At 60.5% G+C, this 21395-nt stretch carries 19 protein-coding genes; 13 read left to right on the plus strand and 6 right to left on the minus strand.

Annotated elements, in window-relative coordinates:
- Window positions 1–183: 183 nt before the first annotated feature.
- From LG31_RS0105235 to mltB, 8 genes are all read left to right on the plus strand, one after another.
- Window positions 184–858, plus strand: a complete 675-nt coding sequence (locus tag LG31_RS0105235) for a DUF1499 domain-containing protein (RefSeq protein ID WP_033113444.1) — start codon at window positions 184–186, stop codon at window positions 856–858.
- 11 nt (window positions 859–869) lie between these two features.
- Window positions 870–1451 (plus strand): carboxymuconolactone decarboxylase family protein, encoded by a 582-nt coding sequence (locus tag LG31_RS0105240; RefSeq protein WP_016350227.1) that lies wholly within the window; start codon window positions 870–872, stop codon window positions 1449–1451.
- On the plus strand, window positions 1451–3601 hold the full coding sequence (locus LG31_RS0105245; RefSeq protein WP_033113445.1) for an FAD-dependent oxidoreductase: 2151 nt from the start codon (window positions 1451–1453) through the stop codon (window positions 3599–3601). Before LG31_RS0105240 ends, LG31_RS0105245 begins: the two co-directional genes overlap by 1 nt.
- 17 nt (window positions 3602–3618) lie before the next feature.
- Window positions 3619–4803 carry an ABC transporter substrate-binding protein gene (locus LG31_RS0105250; protein WP_033113446.1) on the plus strand — a complete coding sequence of 395 codons (1185 nt, stop codon included), beginning with the start codon at window positions 3619–3621 and terminating at the stop codon, window positions 4801–4803.
- On the plus strand, window positions 4803–6482 hold the full coding sequence (locus LG31_RS0105255) for an ABC transporter permease (protein ID WP_033113447.1): 1680 nt from the start codon (window positions 4803–4805) through the stop codon (window positions 6480–6482). The genes LG31_RS0105250 and LG31_RS0105255 overlap by 1 nt, the downstream gene beginning before the upstream one ends.
- Window positions 6483–6505: 23 nt before the next feature.
- Entirely contained in the window at window positions 6506–7144 is a 639-nt protein-coding gene (locus LG31_RS0105260; RefSeq protein ID WP_033113448.1) for an ATP-binding cassette domain-containing protein, read from the plus strand.
- Window positions 7145–7158: 14 nt separating this feature from the next.
- Window positions 7159–7773, plus strand: coding sequence for a CDP-alcohol phosphatidyltransferase family protein (locus LG31_RS0105265; protein WP_033113473.1), 615 nt, complete (start codon window positions 7159–7161; stop codon window positions 7771–7773).
- Window positions 7774–7905: 132 nt separating this feature from the next.
- On the plus strand, window positions 7906–8988 hold the full coding sequence (gene mltB, locus LG31_RS0105270) for a lytic murein transglycosylase B (protein ID WP_033113474.1): 1083 nt from the start codon (window positions 7906–7908) through the stop codon (window positions 8986–8988).
- 91 nt (window positions 8989–9079) lie between these two features.
- On the opposite strand, the gene pgm is transcribed toward mltB, so the two are convergent.
- Both pgm and seqA read right to left on the minus strand, forming a co-directional pair.
- Complete coding sequence (pgm, locus tag LG31_RS0105275) at window positions 9080–10744, minus strand: phosphoglucomutase (alpha-D-glucose-1,6-bisphosphate-dependent) (RefSeq protein WP_033113449.1); 1665 nt, start codon at window positions 10742–10744, stop codon at window positions 9080–9082.
- A 58-nt stretch (window positions 10745–10802) separates the two neighbouring features.
- Window positions 10803–11318 carry a replication initiation negative regulator SeqA gene (seqA, locus tag LG31_RS0105280; RefSeq protein WP_033113450.1) on the minus strand — a complete coding sequence of 172 codons (516 nt, stop codon included), beginning with the start codon at window positions 11316–11318 and terminating at the stop codon, window positions 10803–10805.
- A 292-nt stretch (window positions 11319–11610) separates the two neighbouring features.
- On the opposite strand from seqA, the gene LG31_RS0105285 reads away from it, so the two are divergent.
- The 4 genes from LG31_RS0105285 to fldA are packed head-to-tail and all read left to right on the plus strand — an operon-like array spanning window position 11611 to window position 13532.
- Window positions 11611–12375 (plus strand): alpha/beta fold hydrolase, encoded by a 765-nt coding sequence (locus LG31_RS0105285; protein ID WP_084059543.1) that lies wholly within the window; start codon window positions 11611–11613, stop codon window positions 12373–12375.
- Between the two features lie 55 nt (window positions 12376–12430).
- A complete protein-coding gene (locus tag LG31_RS0105290; protein WP_005334296.1) occupies window positions 12431–12652 on the plus strand; it encodes a DUF2788 domain-containing protein in 222 nt (73 codons plus the stop codon).
- A gap of 19 nt (window positions 12653–12671) precedes the next feature.
- Window positions 12672–12968, plus strand: coding sequence for a LexA regulated protein (ybfE, locus tag LG31_RS0105295; RefSeq protein ID WP_005334297.1), 297 nt, complete (start codon window positions 12672–12674; stop codon window positions 12966–12968).
- Window positions 12969–13007: 39 nt separating this feature from the next.
- A complete protein-coding gene (gene fldA, locus LG31_RS0105300) occupies window positions 13008–13532 on the plus strand; it encodes a flavodoxin FldA (RefSeq protein ID WP_033113451.1) in 525 nt (174 codons plus the stop codon).
- A gap of 69 nt (window positions 13533–13601) precedes the next feature.
- Here the strand turns inward: fldA and LG31_RS0105305 are convergent, their stop codons facing one another.
- Window positions 13602–14075, minus strand: a complete 474-nt coding sequence (locus LG31_RS0105305; RefSeq protein ID WP_033113452.1) for a DUF4442 domain-containing protein — start codon at window positions 14073–14075, stop codon at window positions 13602–13604.
- Between the two features lie 243 nt (window positions 14076–14318).
- Between LG31_RS0105305 and fur the strand changes: the two genes are divergently transcribed.
- Window positions 14319–14747: a ferric iron uptake transcriptional regulator gene (gene fur, locus LG31_RS0105310; protein ID WP_033113453.1), complete on the plus strand. Its 429-nt coding sequence runs from the start codon at window positions 14319–14321 to the stop codon at window positions 14745–14747.
- Between the two features lie 115 nt (window positions 14748–14862).
- On the opposite strand, the gene glnS is transcribed toward fur, so the two are convergent.
- The 3 genes from glnS to nagE form a co-directional block, all read right to left on the minus strand.
- Window positions 14863–16524: a glutamine--tRNA ligase gene (gene glnS, locus LG31_RS0105315; protein WP_033113454.1), complete on the minus strand. Its 1662-nt coding sequence runs from the start codon at window positions 16522–16524 to the stop codon at window positions 14863–14865.
- A 343-nt stretch (window positions 16525–16867) separates the two neighbouring features.
- Window positions 16868–19531 (minus strand): beta-N-acetylhexosaminidase, encoded by a 2664-nt coding sequence (locus LG31_RS0105320; protein WP_033113455.1) that lies wholly within the window; start codon window positions 19529–19531, stop codon window positions 16868–16870.
- Window positions 19532–19653: 122 nt separating this feature from the next.
- Window positions 19654–21132 (minus strand): N-acetylglucosamine-specific PTS transporter subunit IIBC, encoded by a 1479-nt coding sequence (gene nagE / locus LG31_RS0105325; protein WP_033113456.1) that lies wholly within the window; start codon window positions 21130–21132, stop codon window positions 19654–19656.
- Window positions 21133–21395: the final 263 nt, after the last annotated feature.

Here is a 21395-nt window from a genome sequence, read left to right on the forward strand (position 1 = left end):
CCGTCAGCGCACCCCAATCACCTTCCAGCGAGGCCCGTTTGCAACGGGCCTCGCGCTGTTTTACCGTCTCCCTTGACACATGGGCCAAAAGCCCCCTGAGCACACACGAATTTACTAACGTTATCAGGCTATTAAGTTTATTCTTCTCGGCACGTTCCGCACTTCGAGGATGGATCCCGCGCTATGCCCAGCTTATACAGGTGGCCACTGCTGGCCTGGTTGCTCCCTTTGGCAGGGGCTCTTGGCAGCCGCTTTCATCTCTGGCCCTGGTGGCTCGGGTTCACCCTCTGCCTGCTTGGAGCCATCATCTCTCTGGTGTTGCTGGTGCGCCTCCCCTGGTGCCGCAGCCGACACACCAATGGCTGGGGCGCAGTGCCGCTGCTGCTGCCTCTGGCCTTTGTGATACAGGCGCTGCGCGTACCGCTGGTCAACGATGTCAGTACGGATCCTTACAACCCGCCCCTGTTGCGCTGGGCCAGCGAGCTCAGAACGGCGCAGGATCTACCGATTAATCCGGCTCCGTTGAAAGCACTTGAGGGTAAACCCGGTCCTCTCTATACCAAGGCCTCCCCGGCCGAGGTGATCACCGAAGCCCACGCCCTGATGGAGCAGCTCGGCTGGCAGGTGCGGCCAAGTCCGGATGGCCTCGATGCGGTGGCCACCACCGGCTGGTTCGGTTTTCAGGATGATGTGGCGCTGCGGGTCTTTGTCGGCCCAAGCGAAACCCGCATCGACATGCGCTCCGCCTCCCGCCAGGGGCGCAGCGACTTGGGCACCAACCGGGCACGGATCGAGGATTTTCTGATCCGCCTCAACGAGCGGCTGGGTCAGGCCTACAAACCCAATTTGAAGCAATAAGAAGGTCATCAATGCGCGTCGAGGTGAAACCCGACCGGGAATATGCCTGGTTTATCCGCCCCTTTTTCTGGCTGCAACAGCGCAACTACGGTCAGGTGCTCATTCCCGGCAAGTGCTGGGGCCGCTCACCGCGCCTGTTTGCTGCCGTCGCCACCCTCTATGGCGTCATCAACCGCAAGCGCTCCCCCATCGACCCCGTGCTGCGCTCCCTGGTGACGGTGCGGGTCTCCCAGCTCAACTGGTGCCGCTTCTGCGTCGACATCAACGCCATGACCCTCATCAAGCGGGCGGGCTCCAGCGAGAAGGTGGAGGCACTCGCAAACTGGCGCGAAAGCCCCTTATTCGACGAGCGGGAGCGGGCCGTTCTCGACTACACCGAGGCGATGACGGGCCTCGATGGGGTCAGCGATGAGCAGGCTGCCCGCCTCAAGCCCTGGTTCGACGACGATGCCATGGTGGAGCTGACCGGCCTCATCGCCTTCCAGAACATGTCGGCCAAGTTCAACGCCGCCCTCGATATCGCCCCGCAAGGCTTCTGCCAGCTGCCGGTGCAGCCAGTGCGTCCGGCCCAGCCGGATAGCAAGGACGCCTGATGAGAGGCTCCCGCCTGCTGCTGGTGCTGGTGATGGGCTGCCTCATCGGCGCCTTTTTCGCCTTCGACCTTGGCCACTACCTGAGCCTGCCCCAGCTGCAAGCCCGTCAGGTCGAGCTGGCCGCCCTGGTCGACCGCCATTTCGTCAGCGCCGCCCTGCTGTTCGTCGCCGTCTATGTGGTGAGCACCGCCCTCTCCCTGCCCGGCGCCAGCCTGCTTACCCTGGCCGGCAGCGCCGTGTTCGGCGTTGCCTGGGGCCTGCTGCTGGTCTCCTTTGCCAGCAGCATTGGCGCGACCCTGGCCTTTCTCAGCGCCCGCTTTCTGCTGCGCGACTGGGTCGAGCGGCGCTTTGGCGACAAGTTGGCCAGCTTGCAGGCCGGCATGAAGAAGGAAGGGGCGCTTTATCTGTTGAGCCTGCGCCTCATCCCCATCTTCCCCTTCTTTTTGGTCAACCTGCTGATGGGGCTCACCCCTATCAGAGTCAGCACCTACTACTGGGTGAGCCAGCTTGGCATGCTGCCCGGCACCTTCGTCTACGTGCTGGCGGGGAGCGAGCTTGCCAACCTCACCAGCACCGGCAATATCCTCTCCCCCGGCCTGATGGTGGCGCTGACCCTGCTCGGGCTGATGCCGATGCTGCTCAAGAGCCTGCAGCGGCGCCTCGCCCTGCATCGGCTACACGCCCCCTACCGCAAGCCGACACGCTATGACTACAACCTGCTGGTGATTGGCGCCGGGGCCGGCGGTCTGGTCACCAGCTATATTGCCGCGGCGGTGAAGGCCAAGGTGGCGCTCATCGAGAAGCACAAGATGGGAGGCGATTGCCTCAACAGCGGCTGCGTTCCCTCCAAGTCACTGATCCGAAGTGCCCGCTTTGCCGCAGAGCAGCGCCGGGCCAGTGAACTGGGTTTTGACCCGAGCAAAACCTGCGCCGATTTTGCCGCCGTGATGGAGCGGGTCGCCCGCGTCATCAAGGAGGTCGAACCCCATGACTCGGTGGCGCGCTATGAAGGACTTGGAGTGGAGTGCATCGAAGGGGAGGCGCGGCTGGTCTCTCCCTGGCAGGTGGAGGTGAACGGTCAGCGCCTTGCCAGCCGCCATATCGTGCTTGCCACCGGCGCCCGGCCGCTAGTGCCCAAGCTGCCGGGCCTTGAGCAGGTACCTTACCTCACCTCCGACACTCTCTGGCAACTGCGCACTGCGCCGCGCCAGCTGCTGGTGCTGGGCGGCGGCCCCATAGGCTGCGAGCTGGCCCAAAGTTTTACCCTGCTAGGTGTGCCCGTTACCTTGGTAGAGCTCTCGGATCAGCTGCTGCCCCGCGAAGAGCGGGAGGTGGCCGAGCTGTTGGCGGATCAGCTGGCCCGCGACGGCGTACGGGTGCTCACCGGCTGGCGTGCCGAGCGAGCCGACTATCTGCCTGCGGCTGAGGATCTCCCCATCCGGCTGCAACTGCGCCGGGGCGACGAAACGCAAACCATTGCAGGGGATCAGCTGCTGTTGGCTCTGGGTCGGGTCGCCAACGTCAGCGGCTTCGGGCTCGAAGAGCTGGGGGTGGAGCTGGCTCCGAACGGCACGGTAGCGGTCGATGGCTTCCTTGCCACCAACTACCCCAGCATTCTGGCGGTGGGGGACGTAGCGGGCCCTTACCAGCTCACCCATGCCGCCGCCCATCAGGCTTGGTATGCCGCGGTCAACGCCCTGTTCAGTTCGTTCAAGCGCTTTCGGGCCGACTATCGGGTCATGCCGGCCGCCATCTACACCACGCCGGAGATTGCCCGGGTCGGCCTCAACCAGAAAGAGGCCAGGGCGCAGGGCATCCCCTTCGAGCTGACCCGCTTCGAGCTGGCCGAGCTGGACAGAGCCATCGCTGACAGCGAGCGTCAGGGCTTTATCGAGGTACTCACCGTACCCGGCAAGGATCAGATCCTGGGTGCCACCATAGTGGGCACTCACGCCGGCGAGCGGATCGCCGAGTTCGTGCTCGCCATGCGCCATGGCTTGGGCCTTGGCAAGATCCTCGGCACCATCCACGCCTATCCCACCCTGATGGAGGGGAACAAATACGTGGCGGGTGAATGGAAACGGGCCCACCAGCCCACCCGGGTGCTGACCCTGCTGGCCCGTTATCACCGCTGGCGCCGTGGCGCCTGACAACCAGAGAAACTTTGATGCTCAAGCCATTTTCACTGTTCAGGCGCCGAGTGGCCCATCTGCTTTGCGCCCTGCCACTGCTGGCCAGCGGCCCGTTGTTTGCCAGCCCTGATAACAACTGGCAACAGACCCTTGAGGAGGCGAAAGGGCAGACCGTCTACTTCAACGCCTGGGGCGGCAGCCCGGAGATCAACGCCTATCTGGTGTGGGCCGGGCAGGAGCTGGCGCGCGACTATCAGGTCAAGCTGGTGCAGGTGAAGGTGGATGACATCGCCCAGAGCGTCAGCCAGCTGCTGGCCAACAAGCAGGCGGGCAAGCAAGCTGGCGGCCCCATCGACCTGCTCTGGGTCAACGGCGAGAACTTCAAGGCGCTCAAGGAGCAGGGGCTGCTCGGCGCCCCCTTTACTCAGGAGCTGCCCAACATGGCGCAGGTAGACCATAGTCTGCCGGTGAGTGAAGACTTCACCCTGCCGGTAGAGGGACTGGAGGCCCCCTGGGGCATAGGCCAGCTCAATCTGATGGTCGATACCGAAGAGGTCGCCAGCCCGCCCACCTCAGCAGTAACTCTGCTTGCGTGGGCCAAGGCCCATCCCGGCCGCTTCACCTATCCCAAGCCGCCCCAGTTCCATGGCTCCAGCTTTCTCAAGCAGATCCTGCTGGAATTGACGCCAAACCCCGCCCCCCTCTATCGGGAAGCGACCGAAAGCGATTTTGCCAAGCTCACCGCCCCGCTCTGGGCCTGGCTCGATGAGTTGCACCCGACACTCTGGCGCAAGGGCAAGCTGTTCCCCAACAGCGCCGCCGAAACCCGCCAGCTACTCGATGATGGCGAGCTGGCGATGGCCATCAGCTTCAACCCGCAGGAGGCGCAGAGCGCCGCCCAGATTGGCGCCCTGCCCCCCAGTGTGGAAGCGATTGCCATGGAGAAAGGGGCGCTTACCAACAGCCATTTTCTCGCCATCCCCTTCAACGCCAACGCCCGCGCGGGGGCCAAGGTGGTCGCCAACTTCCTGCTAAGCCCTGCCGCTCAGGCGCGCAAGGCTGATCCGGCGTACTGGGGCGATCCCAGCGTGCTGCGCAGCGATGCCCTGCCGGACTCCGCCAAGGGACAACCCGCACTGCGCTTCAAATCAGTGGCAGAGCCCCACCCCAGTTGGCAGCTCAGGCTCGAAGCCGCCTGGGCCGAGCGCTACGGCCACTGATGAGCCGGTTTGACTACGATCCCCTCGGTTGGCGCCCCCTGTTTACCGCAGGGTGCGCCCTGGTTTTTGGCCTTCCGCTGCTGGCGGGGGGCTGGCAGCTGCTGGCTGAGGGATTGACCCGACCCCATCTGCAATTGCTGCTGGCCCAACCGGGCCTCTGGCACTCGGCTGCGCTGAGCCTGTGGATTGGCGCTGCCTCAACCCTCGGTAGTCTGCTGCTGACCGCTCTGCTGCTGGCCCACAGCGACAGCCGGGCCTTCTGCTGGCTGCGTCGGTTGCTATCGCCCTTGCTGGCGCTGCCCCACGTCGCCTTTGCCATCGGTTTTGCCTTTCTGCTCGCCCCCTCCGGCTGGTTGCTGCGCCTGTTCTCGCCGACCCTCACCGGATTTGAACTGCCCCCCGACTGGCAGACCCTGCGCGATCCCGCCGGACTCGGGCTCATTCTCGCCTTGACCCTCAAGGAGACTCCCTTCCTGCTGTTGATGGCGATCGCCGCGCAAGACCCCGCCAGGGTGGCACGCCAGCAGTGGCTGGGGGCAAGCCTTGGCTTCAGCGCCCCCCAGATCTGGTGGCGCCTGCTGCTGCCGGCGCAGTGGCCTGCTCTGCGTCTGCCCATCTATGCAGTGGCGGCATATGGTGTGGCAGTGGTGGATCTCGCCCAGTTGCTCGGGCCTGATGCCCCCGCCCCGCTGGCGGTGCGGTTGTGGCTCTGGTATCAGGACCCGGATCTGCTCTGGCGCGGTGCCACTACCAGCGGTGCCCTGCTGCTGCTCGCCATCACGGCGCTGCTAATCGCCCTGCTCAGATTACTGGAGTGGCTTCATAAAGAGATGGGCAAAGGCTGCTGGCTCGATGGCAAACGGGCGGCGCCCCATCCCCTTGCCAACCGGCTCGCAGCAGGCTCTGCATTCACTCTGATCACCCTCAATCTGGCGGTGCTGGCGGCGCTGCTGCTCTGGTCGCTGGCCCGGCGCTGGCCCTTTCCCGCCCTCTGGCCGAGCCAGTGGAGCGGCCATTATTGGTTCGACCTGCTGCCGACTCTATCGCCGCTGCTGACCACCAGCATCCTGCTGGCGCTGGCGAGCGGGGCTATTGCGCTGGCGATGGCGGTGCTGAGTCTGGAGGCACAAAAGGCGGGCCGCCGCCTCTGGCCGCTCTGGCTCATCTGCTTACCACTGCTGCTGCCGCAGGCCAGCCTGCTGTTTGGCATCCGTCTCGGGGTGGACTGGTTCAGCCTCGGGTGGGGGGGCGACGGCATCGGCTGGGGTTGGGTGCTCTGGAGTCAGCTGCTGTTTGTCTTTCCCTATGTCTATCTCTGCCTGCACGGCCCCTATCGCCAGTTCGACCCGCGGATCACCCAGAGCGCCCTGCTGCTGGGGGCGACCCCATGGCGAGCCTGGTGGCAGGTCAAAGCGCCGCTGCTGGCACGCCCGCTGCTGTTTGCCTTTGCGGTAGGGGCTGCGGTGAGTTTGGCCCAGTATCTGCCGACCCTGCTCTTTGGCGCAGGCAGGGTGGTCACCATCACCACCGAAGCGGTGGCCATCGGCAGCGGCCTCAACCGGCGGCTGGCGGGTCTCTACGGCCTGCTGCAACTGCTGCTGCCGCTTCTTATCTATCTGCTGGCGCTCTGGTTGCCGGCGCGGATCAATCCGGCGCTCAAGGGGGGCAGCTCACGATGAACTCTCACGTTGGAAATCACCATATGCTGAGCAGCACACCTCTTCGCCTCTATCTGGAGGAAAACCTGCTGCTCTCGCTGCCCGCCCTGCAGGTGACACCGGGCGAGGTGTTGGCCCTGATGGGGCCCAGCGGCTGTGGCAAGAGCTCGCTGCTGGCGGCGCTGGCGGGGGTACTGCCCCCAAGCGGCCCGCTCCGGCTGGAGGGGGAAGTAACCCTCGGCGAGCGTCAGCTCACCCATCTGCCACCCCAGGCACGGCGTATCGGCATGCTGTTTCAGGATGATCTGCTGTTCGACCATCTGACAGTTGCCGAGAACCTGATGTTCGGCATACCGGCCAGCGTGAAGGGGCATCAGGCGCGGCGGGAAAAGGCGGTGGCAGCACTGGCGCAGGTGGATCTGACCGATCAGGCAGACAAGCTGCCGGGGGCGCTCTCCGGCGGCCAGAAGGCCCGCGTCAGCCTGCTGCGAGCGCTGCTGGCCGAGCCCAAGGCCCTGCTACTGGATGAGCCCTTCTCCCGCCTCGACAAGCCGCTGCGGGCCGCTTTTCGCCAGCTGGTGTTCGCGCAGATCAAGGCGCTGGCCATTCCCGCCATTCTGGTAACCCACGACGAAGAAGACGCGCCGGGCACCATAGTTCAGCTCACCGAATCCCGTTTTTGACCGAGGAGTTCACCTTGTTTGACCGCCACCTGATCCCCGTTATCCGCAGCCCCCTTGCACGGCTCGCAAAACCGCTCTGCCGCGCCGGGATCAGCGCCAACCAGATAAGCCTCACCGGCTTTGCCATCGGCATGCTGGCGTTGCCACTGCTGGCCCTTGGCTGCTATCAATCGGCACTGGCGGCCATCCTGCTCAACCGGCTGCTGGACGGGCTCGATGGCGCCGTGGCGCGGGAAACCGGCATCACCGACTGCGGCGGCTTTCTCGACATCACGCTGGATTTCATCTTCTACGCTGCCGTGGTGCTGGGCTTTGCCCTCGCCGCCCCCGCCAATGCGCTGCCCGCCGCCACCCTGCTGTTTGCCTTTATGGGCACAGGATCGAGCTTTCTGGCGTTTGCCATCATGGCGGGCAAGCGGGGTATCGATAATCCGGTCTACCACCACAAGTCTCTCTATTATCTGGGCGGTCTCACCGAGGGGAGCGAGACCATCGCCCTGTTCGTGCTGATGTGCCTGTGGCCCGCCGCCTTCGCCCCGCTCGCGTACGGCTTTGCCCTGCTCTGCGCCATCACCACCCTGACCCGGCTCTGGAGCGGTTACCACACGCTACGTCCCCCCCAGCGCTAAGCGGTGCACTCCTCACCAGATTGCTAATCCATCACACGATGAATTGGCGATGGGTGAGGCGCACGGAACACTTGCGCCCGGATGACAATGTTTTACCATGGCGGCACTTTTATCAGTCTCTTTGAGAACCCTATGCGTCGCCTTGCCTCTCTTCTCACTCTGTCGTTGTTTCCTCTGCTCGGTGGCTGCAGCAGCACGCCGGCTGCCAAGCCCGTGGTCGTCCCCCAGCCCAAGAGCGCTTTCATCAACCAGACGCCGTCACGCAGCCCCGTGTACAGCCAGGGGGTGAGCAAAGGGGACTTCGCCAATCGCACCAATGTGGACAGATTCGTCCAGAAGATGGTCGAGAAGCACGGTTTTGACAGCGCCCAGCTGCATCAGGTGCTGGCTCAGGCAGAGCGCTACGACTGGATCATCCGTCTGATGGATGCCCAGGCGCCGACCACCAGCAAACCGACCGGCCCGACCGGCGCCTGGAACCGCTACCGCGCCAAGTTCATCACCCCGGACAACGTACAGAACGGCGTCAACTTCTGGCGTGAATACGCGAGCGAGCTGAACCGGGCAGAGCAGATCTACGGGGTACCGCCCGAGATCATCGTCGGCATTATCGGGGTCGAGACCCGCTGGGGCCGGGTGATGGGCAAGACCCGCATTCTGGATGCGCTGGCCACCCTGGCGTTTGATTACCCGCGCCGCGCCGAGTTCTTCACGAGCGAATTGGAAGCCTTCCTGGTGATGACCCGCGATGAGGGGATGGATCCCACCGAACCCAAGGGCTCCTACGCCGGCGCCATGGGCTACGGCCAGTTCATGCCCTCCAGCTTCCAGCGCTATGCGGTGGACTTTGACGGCAACGGCCACACCAACCTGTGGGATCCGGTGGATGCCATCGGCAGCGTCGCCAACTACTTCAAGGCCCACGGCTGGGAGAAAGGGCAACCGGTGGCGGTGCGCGGTCAGGGCCAACTGCCCGGCTATGAGCACGGCTTCCAGACTCGTTACCCGGTGGCCTCCCTGCGCCGCGCCGGGCTGACGCCAACCAGCAGCCTTGGCAACCACAGCGAGGCGAGCCTGCTGCGCCTCGATGTCGGCACCGGCTACCAATACTGGTACGGCCTGCCCAACTTCTACGCCATCACCCGCTACAACCACAGCACCCACTACGCCATGGCGGTGTGGCAGCTGGGGCTGGCGGTGAAGGCGGCGCGCTGACAAACCGCGCTCAGCAAATAAAAAAAGGAGCCTTAACGGCTCCTTTTTTTATACTAATTACTTTATTTATTCACGGCAGATTGACCCGAAATCAGACCCCGGCCTTGGCCAGTGCCGCGGAGACGATCTGCTGGGCCTCCTGCTGGATGAGGTCGAGGTGCGCGTCGCCCTTGAAACTCTCCATGTAGATCTTGTAGATGGACTCGGTGCCGGAGGGGCGCGCCGCGAACCAGCCGTTCTCGGTCACCACCTTGAGGCCGCCGATGGCGGCATCGTTGCCCGGCGCTTTGGTCAGCTTGGCGATGATGGGCTCACCGGCCAAAGTGGAGGCTTCCACCAGCGCCGGATCCAGCTTGGAGAGCACCGCTTTCTGGGCGCTGTTGGCCGGGGCGTCGATCCGGCGGTAGCTGGAGCGGCCAAATTTGGCTTCCAGCGCGTCGTAGTGAGCCTGCGGATCCTTGCCGGTGACCGCCAGAATTTCCGCCGCCAGCAGCGCCAGAATGAAGCCATCCTTGTCGGTGGTCCAGACGGTGCCATCTTTGCGCAGGAAGGAGGCGCCTGCGCTCTCCTCACCGCCAAAGCCGAACTCGCCGCTGTAGAGACCATCCACGAACCACTTGAAGCCGACCGGCACCTCTTTCAGGGTACGGCCAATCTCGCCGGCCACCCGGTCGATCATGGAGGAAGAGACCAGCGTCTTGCCGACGGCCGCATCGGCAGACCAGCCGGTGCGATGGGTAAACAGATACTGGATTGCCACCGCCAGATAGTGGTTCGGGTTCATCAGACCGGACTTGGTGACGATACCGTGACGGTCGTAGTCAGGGTCGTTGCCAAGGGCGATGTCGAACTTGTCCTTGAGGGCAATCAAGCTCGCCATGGCGAACGGGCTGGAGCAGTCCATCCGGATCTTGCCGTCTTTATCCAGGGTCATGAAGGAGAAAGTCGGGTCGACCTTGTAGTTCACCACCTCGATGTTCAGGCCATAGGTCTTGGCGATGACGTCCCAGTAGGCGACGCCGGAGCCGCCCAGTGGATCGACACCGATCTTGATGCCTGCGTTCTTGATGGCATCCATATCCAGTACGTTCTTCAGATCATCCACATAGGGGGTGACATAGTCATGCTCGACCACGAACGGGCTTTTGAGCGCCTCGGCGAACGGCATCCGTTTCACGCCGGCCAGACCCGCTTCTAGAATGGCGTTGGCACGGTCCTCGACCCACTTGGTGATCTCCCCTTCGGCGGGGCCACCATGGGGCGGGTTGTACTTGAAGCCACCATCTTCCGGCGGGTTGTGGGACGGGGTGATCACCACGCCGTCGGCACGGGCAGCCGGTTTGCCAGCCCCTTCTTTGCCAGAGTTGTAGCGCAGGATGGCGTGAGAGATGACCGGGGTCGGGGTAAAACCGAGGCCGGCCTGAATGCGGGTTTCAACGCCATTGGCGGCCAGCACTTCGACAGCGCTGGCAAAAGCGGATTCGGACAGGGCGTGGGTATCCATGCCGACAAACAGCGGGCCAGTGATACCGGCCTGCTGGCGATACTCCACCAGTGCCTGGGTCACCGCCAGAATATGGGATTCGGTAAAGGCGTTGTGCAGGGCGCTGCCACGGTGGCCGGAGGTACCGAAGGCAACTCGCTGCTCGGGGCGGCTCATGTCCGGCTTGTTGAGGTAGTAGGCGCTGACCAGACGGGGGATGTTGGTCAGGTCGCTTAAGCGGGCCGGTTGACCGGCGTGGGAATGCTGAGCCATGGCGTTTTCCTTGCGTAATGGCGGCCTTGCCGGGCAAGGCCTGAGTCTTGAAAAACCGTTAGATTGCGCCGCACACCTGCGCGATCACCTCGTCGCCGTAACCCATGCTGCTCATCAGCTGGGCCACCATGTTCTGCTTGCGACTGGTGTTGGTGTTGGTGATCACCCAGAACGGGGTTTCCGGTACCGGCTTGGGCTTGGTAGTGCTGCCACTGGCGCGCAGAGCCTCGGGATCCCGTGAGAAATAGACACGCTTGCGCCCCTTGATTTCGGTGGCCTGGGTAAACCCGACCGGGTCATCCCGGTAGAGGGTACTCAGCACCTGCATGAAACGGTTGATGGACTTCTCTTCCTGCTGCAGCTCACCTGAGTCGAGCAGGGCTTGCAGCCCCTGCGGTGCGGCAACGACACGGGGTGGTGCCGCCACGGCTGGCTCGGCAACGGCGGCTGACGCGGCCCCCTGAGCAGGCTGTTCCAGCAGACGGCGCAGGATGTCGGAGGCACTCTCACCGATGTGCCGGGTCTGGCTGGCGATATAGAAGTAGAGATCGTCATCAAGCTCGATGGTTTTCATAGGGATGCGCTGGACTCGTCGAAATTCGGATGCGGCGATTATACATAGGCAAACCCGACAGCCCAAGGGAGGGGCTGGCAGATGTACATGAATCTCATCGAGAATACGGCATAATAGCGGCCCAAGTGTGTGATCGGCCGCACTGATAGCCAATCTGAACGGGATTTTTTAGAAAAAAAACCACACAAATTTCCCCTTCATCACACGAAATCCTTTTCTTTCCAGTGCGTTAAATCATATCGGCAACGCACTCATGACCGAACAAGGTGTCATTTTGCAACAAAAGAGCGTAGTGAACTTCAAAGAGCAGGGCCAGGGCCAAGCCGTCATTCTGATCCACGGGCTGTTCGGCAGCCTCGATAATCTGGGTCTGCTGGCCCGCGCCCTCGGCGAGCACTATCGGGTCATCAGCGTCGATCTGCGCAACCACGGCACCTCCTTTCGCAGCAACGACATGAGCTATCCGGCGCAGGCCGCCGACATACTCGCGCTGATGGATCACCTTGGGCTGGATCAGGCGGCAATAGTCGGCCACTCCATGGGGGGCAAGGTCGGGATGCAGCTTGCCAAGCTGGCATCCGCGCGGGTGAGCCGGCTGGTGGTCGCCGACATAGCGCCGGTCGCCTATCCCCACTCCCGCCACCAGAATGTGTTCGCCGGCCTCAACGCCACTCTAGCGGCACAGCCCCAGAGCCGCAGCGACGCGGAGCGCATTCTGGCCGAGCATATCGAGATCGCCGGGGTGCGCCAGTTTCTGCTCAAATCCTTCGCCAAAGGCGACGATGGCTGGCAGTGGCGCTTCAATGTGCCTGCTCTTGAGGAGAACTACGCCAACATCATGGGCTGGCCCGAGGATGAGCGCTGCTTCGAAGGGCCGGTACTCTTTATCAAGGGAGGGGATTCTGACTATATGCAGCCCCAATACAGCGAGGCAGCACTGGCCCAATTCCCGGCGGCAAAGGTGCGCGTCATCGCCGGAACCGGCCACTGGCTGCATGCGGAAAAACCGATGTTGTTCAACAAACTGGTTGTGGATTTCCTGTCCACAGGCGGTTAACAGTTCCAAATCCTTTGTGATATAGTGCGCCCGTCATAAGGAGTGTGCGCAATCCATGCTAAGTGAACATATCGACCTGATCGAAAGTTTGGGCCTCAAGTTATTCTTTGTGGCCATTTTCATATTGATTGGCCTGGCCATTCAGGACGTTCTCAAACGCGGCAACGTGCCCCGTTTCGGTCGTTTCATCGTCTGGTTGGTACTGTTTCTGGGTTGTGCAGGTTTTGTCGCCAAGGGGCTGATCGAACTGGGCTGGGAAGGCTCAGGACTAGGCTAACAATTTTCATCTGTGATGTATGGCCAAACAGCAAACTGATCGAACAACACTGGATCTGTTCGCAAACGAGAAGCGCCCCGGCAGGCCAAAGACCAACCCACTCCCCCGCGAGACCCAACTCAAGATCAACAAGCGTAACCAGCTTAAGCGCGATCGGGAGAATGGGCTGAAGCGGGTAGAGTTAAAGGTGGAGGCCGAGTTGCTGGAGCGCCTGAACCAACTTGCGTTGCAACAGAACATCAGCCGAGCCGAGCTGATCCAATCTATCCTGAAGCAACAGATTGAGTCCGCCTTTGCGGTGGATATTGCAGTCTGAGCGTCAAGCATTAACACCAAATACGGGTAACTAAACACTATGGCAAGTGTAGGTCTGTTTTTTGGCAGCGATACCGGTAACACCGAAGCTGTCGCCAAGATGATCCAGAAAGAGCTGGGCAAAAATCTGATTGAAGTCCGTGACATCGCCAAGAGCAGCAAGGCCGACATCGAGAACTTCGATCTGCTGATGTTCGGCATCCCGACCTGGTACTACGGCGAAGCACAGGCCGACTGGGACGACTTCTTCCCCGATCTGGGCGAAATCGACTTCACCAACAAGCTGGTTGCCATCTTCGGTTGTGGCGATCAGGAAGACTACGCCGAGTACTTCCTCGACGCCATGGGTACCCTGCGCGACATCGTTGAAGCCAAAGGCGCCATCATCATCGGTCACTGGCCGACCGCCGGTTACGAGTTTGAAGCCTCCAAGGCGCTGGTAGATGACAAGCACTTCGTCGGTCTGGGTATCGATGAAGATCGTCAGCCGGAGCTGACCGCCGAGCGCGTCAAAGGCTGGTGCAAGCAGCTGCACGAAGAGATGTGCCTGGGCGAGCTGGAGTAATCTCCTCCCCCTGCTTGAAACAACAAGGGCCCCGTCGGGGCCCTTGTTCTATCTGCAATTTGCGGCCGTTCACTCTCCCCTGTGCTCGGGTTTGGCCCGCACATAGAGAGTGCGTTTCACCTGCGCCACCAGCTCCCCCTGACCGTCCTGCACCGTCACCTCGAATTCGGGAAAGTACTTGATCCCCCCTTCGGTCGCCGCCACGATTTCGGCCAGCTTGCCATCGCTCAGGTTGAATTCCGCCACCAGCTTGCCCTTGCCCGGTTTGATGTAGTTGATGCTGCCCGCCTTGTCCCAGACGTAATAACGGTTCTTGAAGTAACCCATCAGCATCAGCGGATAGATGGGATCTGTCATGGCAAACATGCTGCCGCCAAACTGGGTGCGGTTGGCATTCTTGTTCCACCAGCGGGATTTCAGGGTCACCCGACAGTAGCGAAAATCATCGCTCAGGGTCTCTATCTTGATGCCGGCGCCCCAGAAAGGGGGCCAGGCATTGAGGGCGCGGCGCACCCAGGCCGCGTTGTCAAAAAGCCAATCCATGGATCTCATCCGACCAGACATGTGAAAGTTACATCTTATCAACATCTGCCATCCCGGCAAGTCGTCCAAGGTGATTGATTATTTCAATCCAGACCCGGATGAGTGGCTAAACCCTTTGAATTTGCGGGTTTATTTTTTGGGATGCAACGACCTATAATGACAGGCCAAGCGAGTTGAAGGTTGCCATTCCCGCGGCAGTCCATCAGAATAAACCCCACCTTCGAGAATGCGAATAAGTAGAATATGGCAGACAACAACCAAGCGTTAAAAAAGGCCGGGCTCAAGATCACCTTGCCCCGGGTCAAGATCCTGGAAATCCTGCAACAGCCGGACTGCCAACACACCAGTGCCGAAGATCTCTATAAACGCCTGATCGATCTGGGTGAAGAGATTGGTCTCGCCACCGTCTACCGCGTTCTCAACCAGTTTGATGATGCCGGTATCGTGACCCGCCATCACTTCGAAGGGGGCAAGTCGGTATTTGAGCTGGCGACTCAGGAGCACCACGACCATCTGGTTTGCCTGGACTGCGGCAAGGTGATTGAGTTCTCCGACGAGGTGATTGAACAACGCCAGAGCGAGATCGCCAAGAAGCACAATATCCGTCTCACCAACCACAGTCTCTACCTCTACGGTCACTGTGCCAGCGGTGAGTGCAAGCACGACGACTAAGTCGGCTGCAACATCAGATCACGGACAATAAAAAAGCCAGCATCAGCTGGCTTTTTTATTGTCCGAAACAGGATAGAAGCACAATGGAGGGCAGAGTCTCCCCTGCCCCACGGTATCAGCCTTCTACCTTGCCCCAGGAGTCGCGCAGGGCAACAGTGCGGTTGAACACCAGATGCTCCGGGCTGGAGAGCTTGTTGTCGGCGCAGAAGTAGCCTTCGCGCTCGAACTGGTAAGCCTGCTCCGGCTTTGCGTTCTTCAGCGAAGCCTCGACACGTGCACCCTCGATGATCACCAGGGATTCCGGGTTCAAAGCCGCTTCGAAGTCCTCTTCGGCGCCCGGGTTCGGCACCTTGAACAGACGGTCATAGAGACGCACTTCTGCCGGCAGGGAGTGAGTAGCGCTGACCCAGTGGATCACCCCTTTCACCTTGCGGCCATCGGCCGGATCCTTGCCCAGGGTCTCGGGGTCGTAGCTGCAGTAGATGCAGGTGACCTTGCCGTCGGCGTCCTTCTCGATGCGCTCGGCCTTGATGACGTAGGCATTGCGCAGACGCACTTCCTTGCCCAGCACCAGACGCTTGAACTGCTTGTTCGCTTCCTCTTTGAAGTCAGCTTCGTCGATGAAGATTTCGCGGGTAAAGTTCAGCTCGCGGGTACCCATCTCGGCGTTGCTCGGGTGAGCCGGGGCGGTCAGCACTTCATCGGCAGCCAGGTTCTCGATCACCACCTTCACCGGGTGCAGCACGGCCATGGCGCGCGGTGCATTCTCGTTGAGGTCTTCACGGATGCAGGCTTCCAGCATGCTCATCTCGACGATGTTGTCCTGCTTGGTCACGCCGATGCGCTTGCAGAACTCGCGGATGGAGGCCGGAGTATAACCACGGCGACGCAGACCGGACACGGTCAGCATGCGCGGGTCGTCCCAACCATCGACGTGCTTCTCGGTCACCAGCAGGTTCAGCTTGCGCTTGGACATGACGGTGTATTCGAGGTTCAGACGAGAGAACTCGTACTGACGCGGGTGGCAGTCGATGGTGATGTTGTCCAGCACCCAGTCGTACAGACGACGGTTATCCTGGAACTCCAGAGTACAGATGGAGTGGGTGATCCCTTCCAAGGCGTCCGAGATGCAGTGAGTGAAGTCATACATCGGGTAGATGCACCACTTGTCACCGGTCTGGTGGTGGTGGGCAAACTTGATGCGGTAGATAACCGGATCGCGCATCACCATGAAGGGAGAAGCCATGTCGATCTTGGCGCGCAGGCAGACGGAACCCTCGGCAAACTCGCCGTTCTTCATCTTCTCGAACAGGGCCAGGTTCTCTGCCACGCTACGTTCACGGAACGGGCTGTTCTTGCCTGGTTCGGTCAGGGTGCCACGGTACTCGCGCATCTGCTCGGGGGAGAGCTCGTCCACATAGGCCAGACCCTTTTCGATCAGCTCAACGGCGTAGCCGTGCAGCTTGTCGAAATAGTCGGAGGAGTAGCAGATCTCGCCGTTCCACTGGAAGCCAAGCCACTGCACGTCCTGCTTGATGGACTCAACGTACTCGATATCTTCCTTCGCCGGGTTGGTATCGTCAAAGCGCAGGTTGCACTGGCCCTGATAGTCGCGGGCGATGCCGAAGTTCAGGCAGATGGATTTGGCGTGGCCGATATGGAGATAACCGTTCGGCTCGGGCGGAAAACGGGTATGCACACTGCTGTGCTTACCGCTGGCCAGATCTTCATCAATGATCTGACGAATAAAGTTAGTTGGGCTGTTCGCCTGACTCATGGCTCACCTCAAAAAAGCGTCACTGGCGGAAGTTGTGCCGGCTGGCACCCTCATCCCCCCGCCGTCAAGCCGGATATGATCCCTCATTACGCGCCCTGCCTCAACCTGAATTTGGCAGTTCCAGGCTATTGGCGTGCTAAAAAGCGGGTCAAAGCCGCCTCGTCACGCAGGATGTATAAAAAAGCCCCGCACAAGGCGGGGCTGAAAGTGATGAAAAACAAAACAGACAATACACACACAACAAAGGCTCACACGCACAGTCAACCTTTCCCAAATCCGATAGACCATCGCCCTTGGGAAAGGCGGGTCTTGCGACCCACCTTGCGTTACGGCATGGGTACTATCAGTTCAACTCGGTGACGCGGCTGGTGCGCTTGCCATCGAAGCTGGTGGTACGCAGGTAGACCTTGCCATCAACGGCCGGCTTGGCCGCGGCGTCGTAGGCAGTCCAGGTCTTGCCGTCCAGGCTGTACTGGATGGGCAGGCCCGGCAGATCCACGTTCGCTTCCAGCACACCGTTCACCACTTTGGCACCCGGTACGGAGAGGCGGTATTCAACACCGGCCTGATCCAGTTTCGGCAGGACGCGCTGACCCAGCAGGTTGGCGAACTGGTTCCACTCTTTGTTCAGAGTGGCCTTGTTGACATGCTTGGTTTCGCCGGAGAACTCGCGACCCTTCACATAGTTCAGCTCGAAGCCACCCTTGTGCCATGCGCGCTCGGCCATGGAGAAGATACGCGGGTAAACCATGTACTCGTACTGAGCGTCGGTACGTACGGTTTCACTCCACTGCTGACCGGAGATCCCCTTGAACTTGACCGGATCCTGGTCACCCTTGGCCACGAAGGCGTTGCCATCGCGGTCAACCGAGGTTTCGGCGTTCTGCGGCAGGTTTTCCGGGGCGAAGGCGAACACCTTGCGGGTGTCGTTGAAACGGGTTGCCCAGTAGTAGCCACGCTCAGCCGGGTGCACCTCGTTCGGGAAGTCGAAGTAGAGGTAATCCGGGTTGGAGAGGACCACTTCATAACCCTTATGCGCCCATTTCATCGCTTCGTTGAAGCCACCCCAGTAGAGGGTTTCCCAGAAGTTGACACGGGTGTTGTCGGTGGCGAAGTCCTTGGCGCTGTTGGCGTACTTCAGACCATCTTCCCACGCCTGCAGGGTGGAGAAGCCGTGGCCCTTGACCATCTCGCCCACTTCCTTGGCGAAGTAAACCGGCAGCTCGGCTACGTCCTTGATCTTGCCATCGTCGATCATCTTCTGGCACATCGGGGACTTGCCAAACGGCTTGTCCTGCTTGCTGGAGTCGACGTTGCCTTTCCATGCCACCAGCTCTTCTTTCTTGGTGACAGCGGGATCCTGATAACCACCGCCCTGCATGATGTTCTTCGCTTCGTCACCACCGTAGTGCCATGCGGTCAACGGCTGGCCGGCGGCCTGGTGCATCTGGGCAACTTCATCCATCACCTTGGCCACGAAGGTGGCAGCACCCGGCTGGCAAGGGTTGATGAAGGACATCTTGTCGTAGAACTGGACGGAGGTGACGTTGGACGTATCGTTCGGGTCAGTCAGGCGGAACTGGTTGGCTTCGGCTTCTTTACCTTCAGCCATCAGACGCTTGTAACGCGCTTCCATGGAAACCACGGCGGCACGGGCGTGCGCCGGCATGTTGATCTCGGGGATGACGGTCACACCGCGCGCTCTGGCATAACGCACCAGGTCGATATAGTCAGACTTGCTGTAGAAGCCGGAGCCCTGGTTGTCGCTGGTCGGGCCGGAGCCCAGTTGCGGCAGCAAGCACTTGGTTTCGGAGAGATCGTGGCAACGCTGGCTACCGACTTGAGTCAGTTCCGGCAGGCCCGGGATCTCCAGACGCCAGCCTTCATCGTTGGTCAGGCCCAGATGCAGCACGTTGAGCTTCATGGCAGACATCTGGTCAACCAGCTTCTTCATGGTGTCCAGGCTGCGGAAGTGACGAGCCACGTCGGTCTGCATACCGCGGTATTCAAAGCGCGGCGCATCTTCAACAGTCATCTGGCTAACCAGCTTGTCGTTGACACCCAACAGGGAGATCAGGGACTGAGCACCCCAGTAGGCGCCTTCAATGTCGTGACCCTGGATAACAGTGCCTTTCTTGCCGATGGTCATGTCATAACCTTCGGCCTGCTTGAGCTTGCTGCCCAGCTTGATGGTGACCGGGTAGCCGGTGTCGGAGAGGGTAACACCCAGCTTGGTCAGTTGTGCTTTCAGGGCTTCGGCGCGATCGCTCGGCAGATCCAGGGCATTGAGTTTGATGGTGGAGAAGTCAACCTGCGGGCCAGCCTTGACCACCTGCTTCATCGGGGTCGGCAGGATCTGGTTGTCGACCTTGCCAGCCGGCAGCAGGGTGCTGGTCTGGTTGGCAGCAAAACGGGTCTCACTGTTCATCAGGATGTTCTTGTCATCCTTGATGCGCTTCCAGCCATCAGCCGGCATCGGCTTCTCGTAGGTGGTGGCATCGTCGATGTTGCTCATGCTGGCCAGCACTTTCGGCTCGGCACCTTCGCTGGCGACATACCAGTTCGGCATGATGTCAGATTCGAACAGTACCCAATATTCGACCACCAACGGTACTTCGACCGTGGCATCCTTGGCGAACCCCTGGAACTTCTCGGTTGGCGTCAAACGATAGAGGTCGCCGGTCAGGTGAGTGATGGTGAACTGGTCGTTGTCCACCCGCTGGATGCGGCGGATGGAGGAGACATAGATGCTCCAGTCCTTGGAGGTGACGTCAGCACCGGTGTTGGTCAGGTGCAGCTTGGCAACGCCACAACTCGCCCACTCGGAGCCCAACGCCTGGCAATCGAGACCGGCACCGGCGCCATCGTTGGTGACGACTTCATACTTGACCACCAGATTGTTGGCGAGGGAGTCGACCACGGCTTGCTTGGCGGCATCGGCTGCCTGGACCTGGCTGACGAAAACGGTAGACATGGCAATGGCTAACAGAGAATGTTTCAAGTTCATAACTGCTGCTCTCATTTGAAGTAAAGGTTGGATTTTCTTGGCTTTTTTTATATTGGGCCCCTAAGTGGGGCCCTTAGTTATGTCAACAATGGACTTAGACTTGAGGTGAGCGAGTCGCTCGATTAACGCAGGGCTTTCATCTCACCGGCGATGATTTCGGCCAATGGGCCCAGAATCACCTGCAGGTTCTGCTCGCCGAGCTTGACCACACCGGCCGCACCCAGGGCTTTCAGCTTGCGCTCATCGACGATGCTGCGGTCTTTCAGGGTCAGACGCAGACGGGTGATGCAGGCATCGATGGTAACCAGGTTGTCCTGACCACCCAGCACTTCCAGATACTGCTTGGCCAGCTCGGTACGGTTGGTGGACTGGGCAACAGCCGGAGCAGCAGCTTCATCATCTTCACGACCCGGAGTTTTCAGGTTCAGCTTGGCAATGACTACGCGGAACACTGTGTAGTAAAGGCCGAAGAAGACCAGACCCTGAGGAATCAGCATGTACCAGTTGGTTGCCAGCGGGTTGCGGCTGGAGAGCACCATATCCACCAGACCGGCACTGAAACCGAAACCGGCCATCCAGTGCATGGAGGCTGCGATGAACACGGAGATACCGGTCAGCACGGCGTGGATGACATACAGTACCGGAGCTACGAACATGAAGGAGAATTCGAGCGGCTCGGTTACACCGGTGAAGAAGGAGGCAAAGGCAGCAGCGATCATGATGGACGCAACTTTCTCTTTGTTCTCTTTCTTGGCGGAGTGGTAGATGGCCAGAGCGGCACCCGGCAGACCAAACATCATGATGGGGAAGAAGCCAGCCTGGTACATACCGACCACGCCTTTCACCTGATCCAGGCTCTTGCCAGCGGCCAGAGCGGCATCGATGGTAGCCTGACCACCCAGGAAGTTCGGGATGTCGTTGATACCGGCCACGTTGAACCAGAACACGGAGTTCAGGGCGTGGTGCAGACCAATCGGGATCAGCAGACGGTTGAAGAAGGCGTAGATACCGGCGCCGGTGGAGCCCAGGCTCACGATGGACTCACCGAAGGAGACCAGACCACCGTAGATTGCTGGCCATACGGCCATCAGGATGAAAGATACAACGATCATCACGACGGAGGTTACGATCGGTACCAGACGACGACCGGAGAAGAAGGAGAGAGCCTTGTGCAGCTCGACGCTGCTGAAGCGGTTGTAGAGCTCAGCGGCGATAACACCACACAGGATACCCACGAACTGGTTGCTGATCTTGGCAAACGCGGCAGGAACCTGCTCCACCGGGATGCTCTTGATCTGGGCCACAGCGCCCGGGCTCAGCAGGGTGGTAACGACCAGGAAGCCGACCAGACCTGCCAGAGCAGCAGAACCGTCTTTATCCTTGGACATACCGTAAGCAACACCGACTGCGAACAGTACGGACATGTTATCAATAATGGCTGCGCCCGCTTTAATCAGGAAGGCAGCCAACGCGCTCTCACCACCCCAACCATTCGGGTCAATCCAGTAGCCAACCCCCATCAGGATCGCGGCGGCAGGCAATACCGCTACCGGCACCATCAGGGCACGGCCGATCTTTTGCAAATAACCGAGAATGTTCACGGTTCCTCTCCTTAGTTAATGTTTTTCTAGAAATTAAGTGCTTATCACGTTTGACGCATAAGCCATCAAGGCTTGATTTGCAGTCTAGGGCTTTTATTTCGCTGCGCAAATTAATAAACCGATAATCGTGATCGTTATCACCCAAACAAGATAAAGGTGGTGGATAGATGTGGCTTAGTTCGCAATCTTTATTTACGCTATAAAACAACTTAAATTCGTCTTAGCCCATTGCCACCGTCAAGCCGGTCGCAACCCGACACAGA

Source organism: Aeromonas lacus, assembly GCF_000764665.1.
In the GTDB taxonomy this organism is placed as follows: Bacteria; Pseudomonadota; Gammaproteobacteria; order Enterobacterales; family Aeromonadaceae; genus Aeromonas; species Aeromonas lacus.

What these genes read in the sequence shown, in the direction of transcription:
- LG31_RS0105235 (WP_033113444.1), top strand. Translation starts at nt 184, where the DNA reads ATGCCCAGCTTATACAGGTGGCCACTGCTGGCCTGGTTGCTCCCTTTG.
- LG31_RS0105240 (WP_016350227.1), top strand. Translation starts at nt 870, where the DNA reads ATGCGCGTCGAGGTGAAACCCGACCGGGAATATGCCTGGTTTATCCGC.
- LG31_RS0105245 (WP_033113445.1), top strand. Translation starts at nt 1,451, where the DNA reads ATGAGAGGCTCCCGCCTGCTGCTGGTGCTGGTGATGGGCTGCCTCATC.
- LG31_RS0105250 (WP_033113446.1), top strand. Translation starts at nt 3,619, where the DNA reads ATGCTCAAGCCATTTTCACTGTTCAGGCGCCGAGTGGCCCATCTGCTT.
- LG31_RS0105255 (WP_033113447.1), top strand. Translation starts at nt 4,803, where the DNA reads ATGAGCCGGTTTGACTACGATCCCCTCGGTTGGCGCCCCCTGTTTACC.
- LG31_RS0105260 (WP_033113448.1), top strand. Translation starts at nt 6,506, where the DNA reads ATGCTGAGCAGCACACCTCTTCGCCTCTATCTGGAGGAAAACCTGCTG.
- mltB (WP_033113474.1), top strand. Translation starts at nt 7,906, where the DNA reads ATGCGTCGCCTTGCCTCTCTTCTCACTCTGTCGTTGTTTCCTCTGCTC.
- pgm (WP_033113449.1), bottom strand. Translation starts at nt 10,744, where the DNA reads ATGGCTCAGCATTCCCACGCCGGTCAACCGGCCCGCTTAAGCGACCTG.
- seqA (WP_033113450.1), bottom strand. Translation starts at nt 11,318, where the DNA reads ATGAAAACCATCGAGCTTGATGACGATCTCTACTTCTATATCGCCAGC.
- LG31_RS0105290 (WP_005334296.1), top strand. Translation starts at nt 12,431, where the DNA reads ATGCTAAGTGAACATATCGACCTGATCGAAAGTTTGGGCCTCAAGTTA.
- ybfE (WP_005334297.1), top strand. Translation starts at nt 12,672, where the DNA reads ATGGCCAAACAGCAAACTGATCGAACAACACTGGATCTGTTCGCAAAC.
- fldA (WP_033113451.1), top strand. Translation starts at nt 13,008, where the DNA reads ATGGCAAGTGTAGGTCTGTTTTTTGGCAGCGATACCGGTAACACCGAA.
- LG31_RS0105305 (WP_033113452.1), bottom strand. Translation starts at nt 14,075, where the DNA reads ATGGATTGGCTTTTTGACAACGCGGCCTGGGTGCGCCGCGCCCTCAAT.
- fur (WP_033113453.1), top strand. Translation starts at nt 14,319, where the DNA reads ATGGCAGACAACAACCAAGCGTTAAAAAAGGCCGGGCTCAAGATCACC.
- glnS (WP_033113454.1), bottom strand. Translation starts at nt 16,524, where the DNA reads ATGAGTCAGGCGAACAGCCCAACTAACTTTATTCGTCAGATCATTGAT.
- LG31_RS0105320 (WP_033113455.1), bottom strand. Translation starts at nt 19,531, where the DNA reads ATGAACTTGAAACATTCTCTGTTAGCCATTGCCATGTCTACCGTTTTC.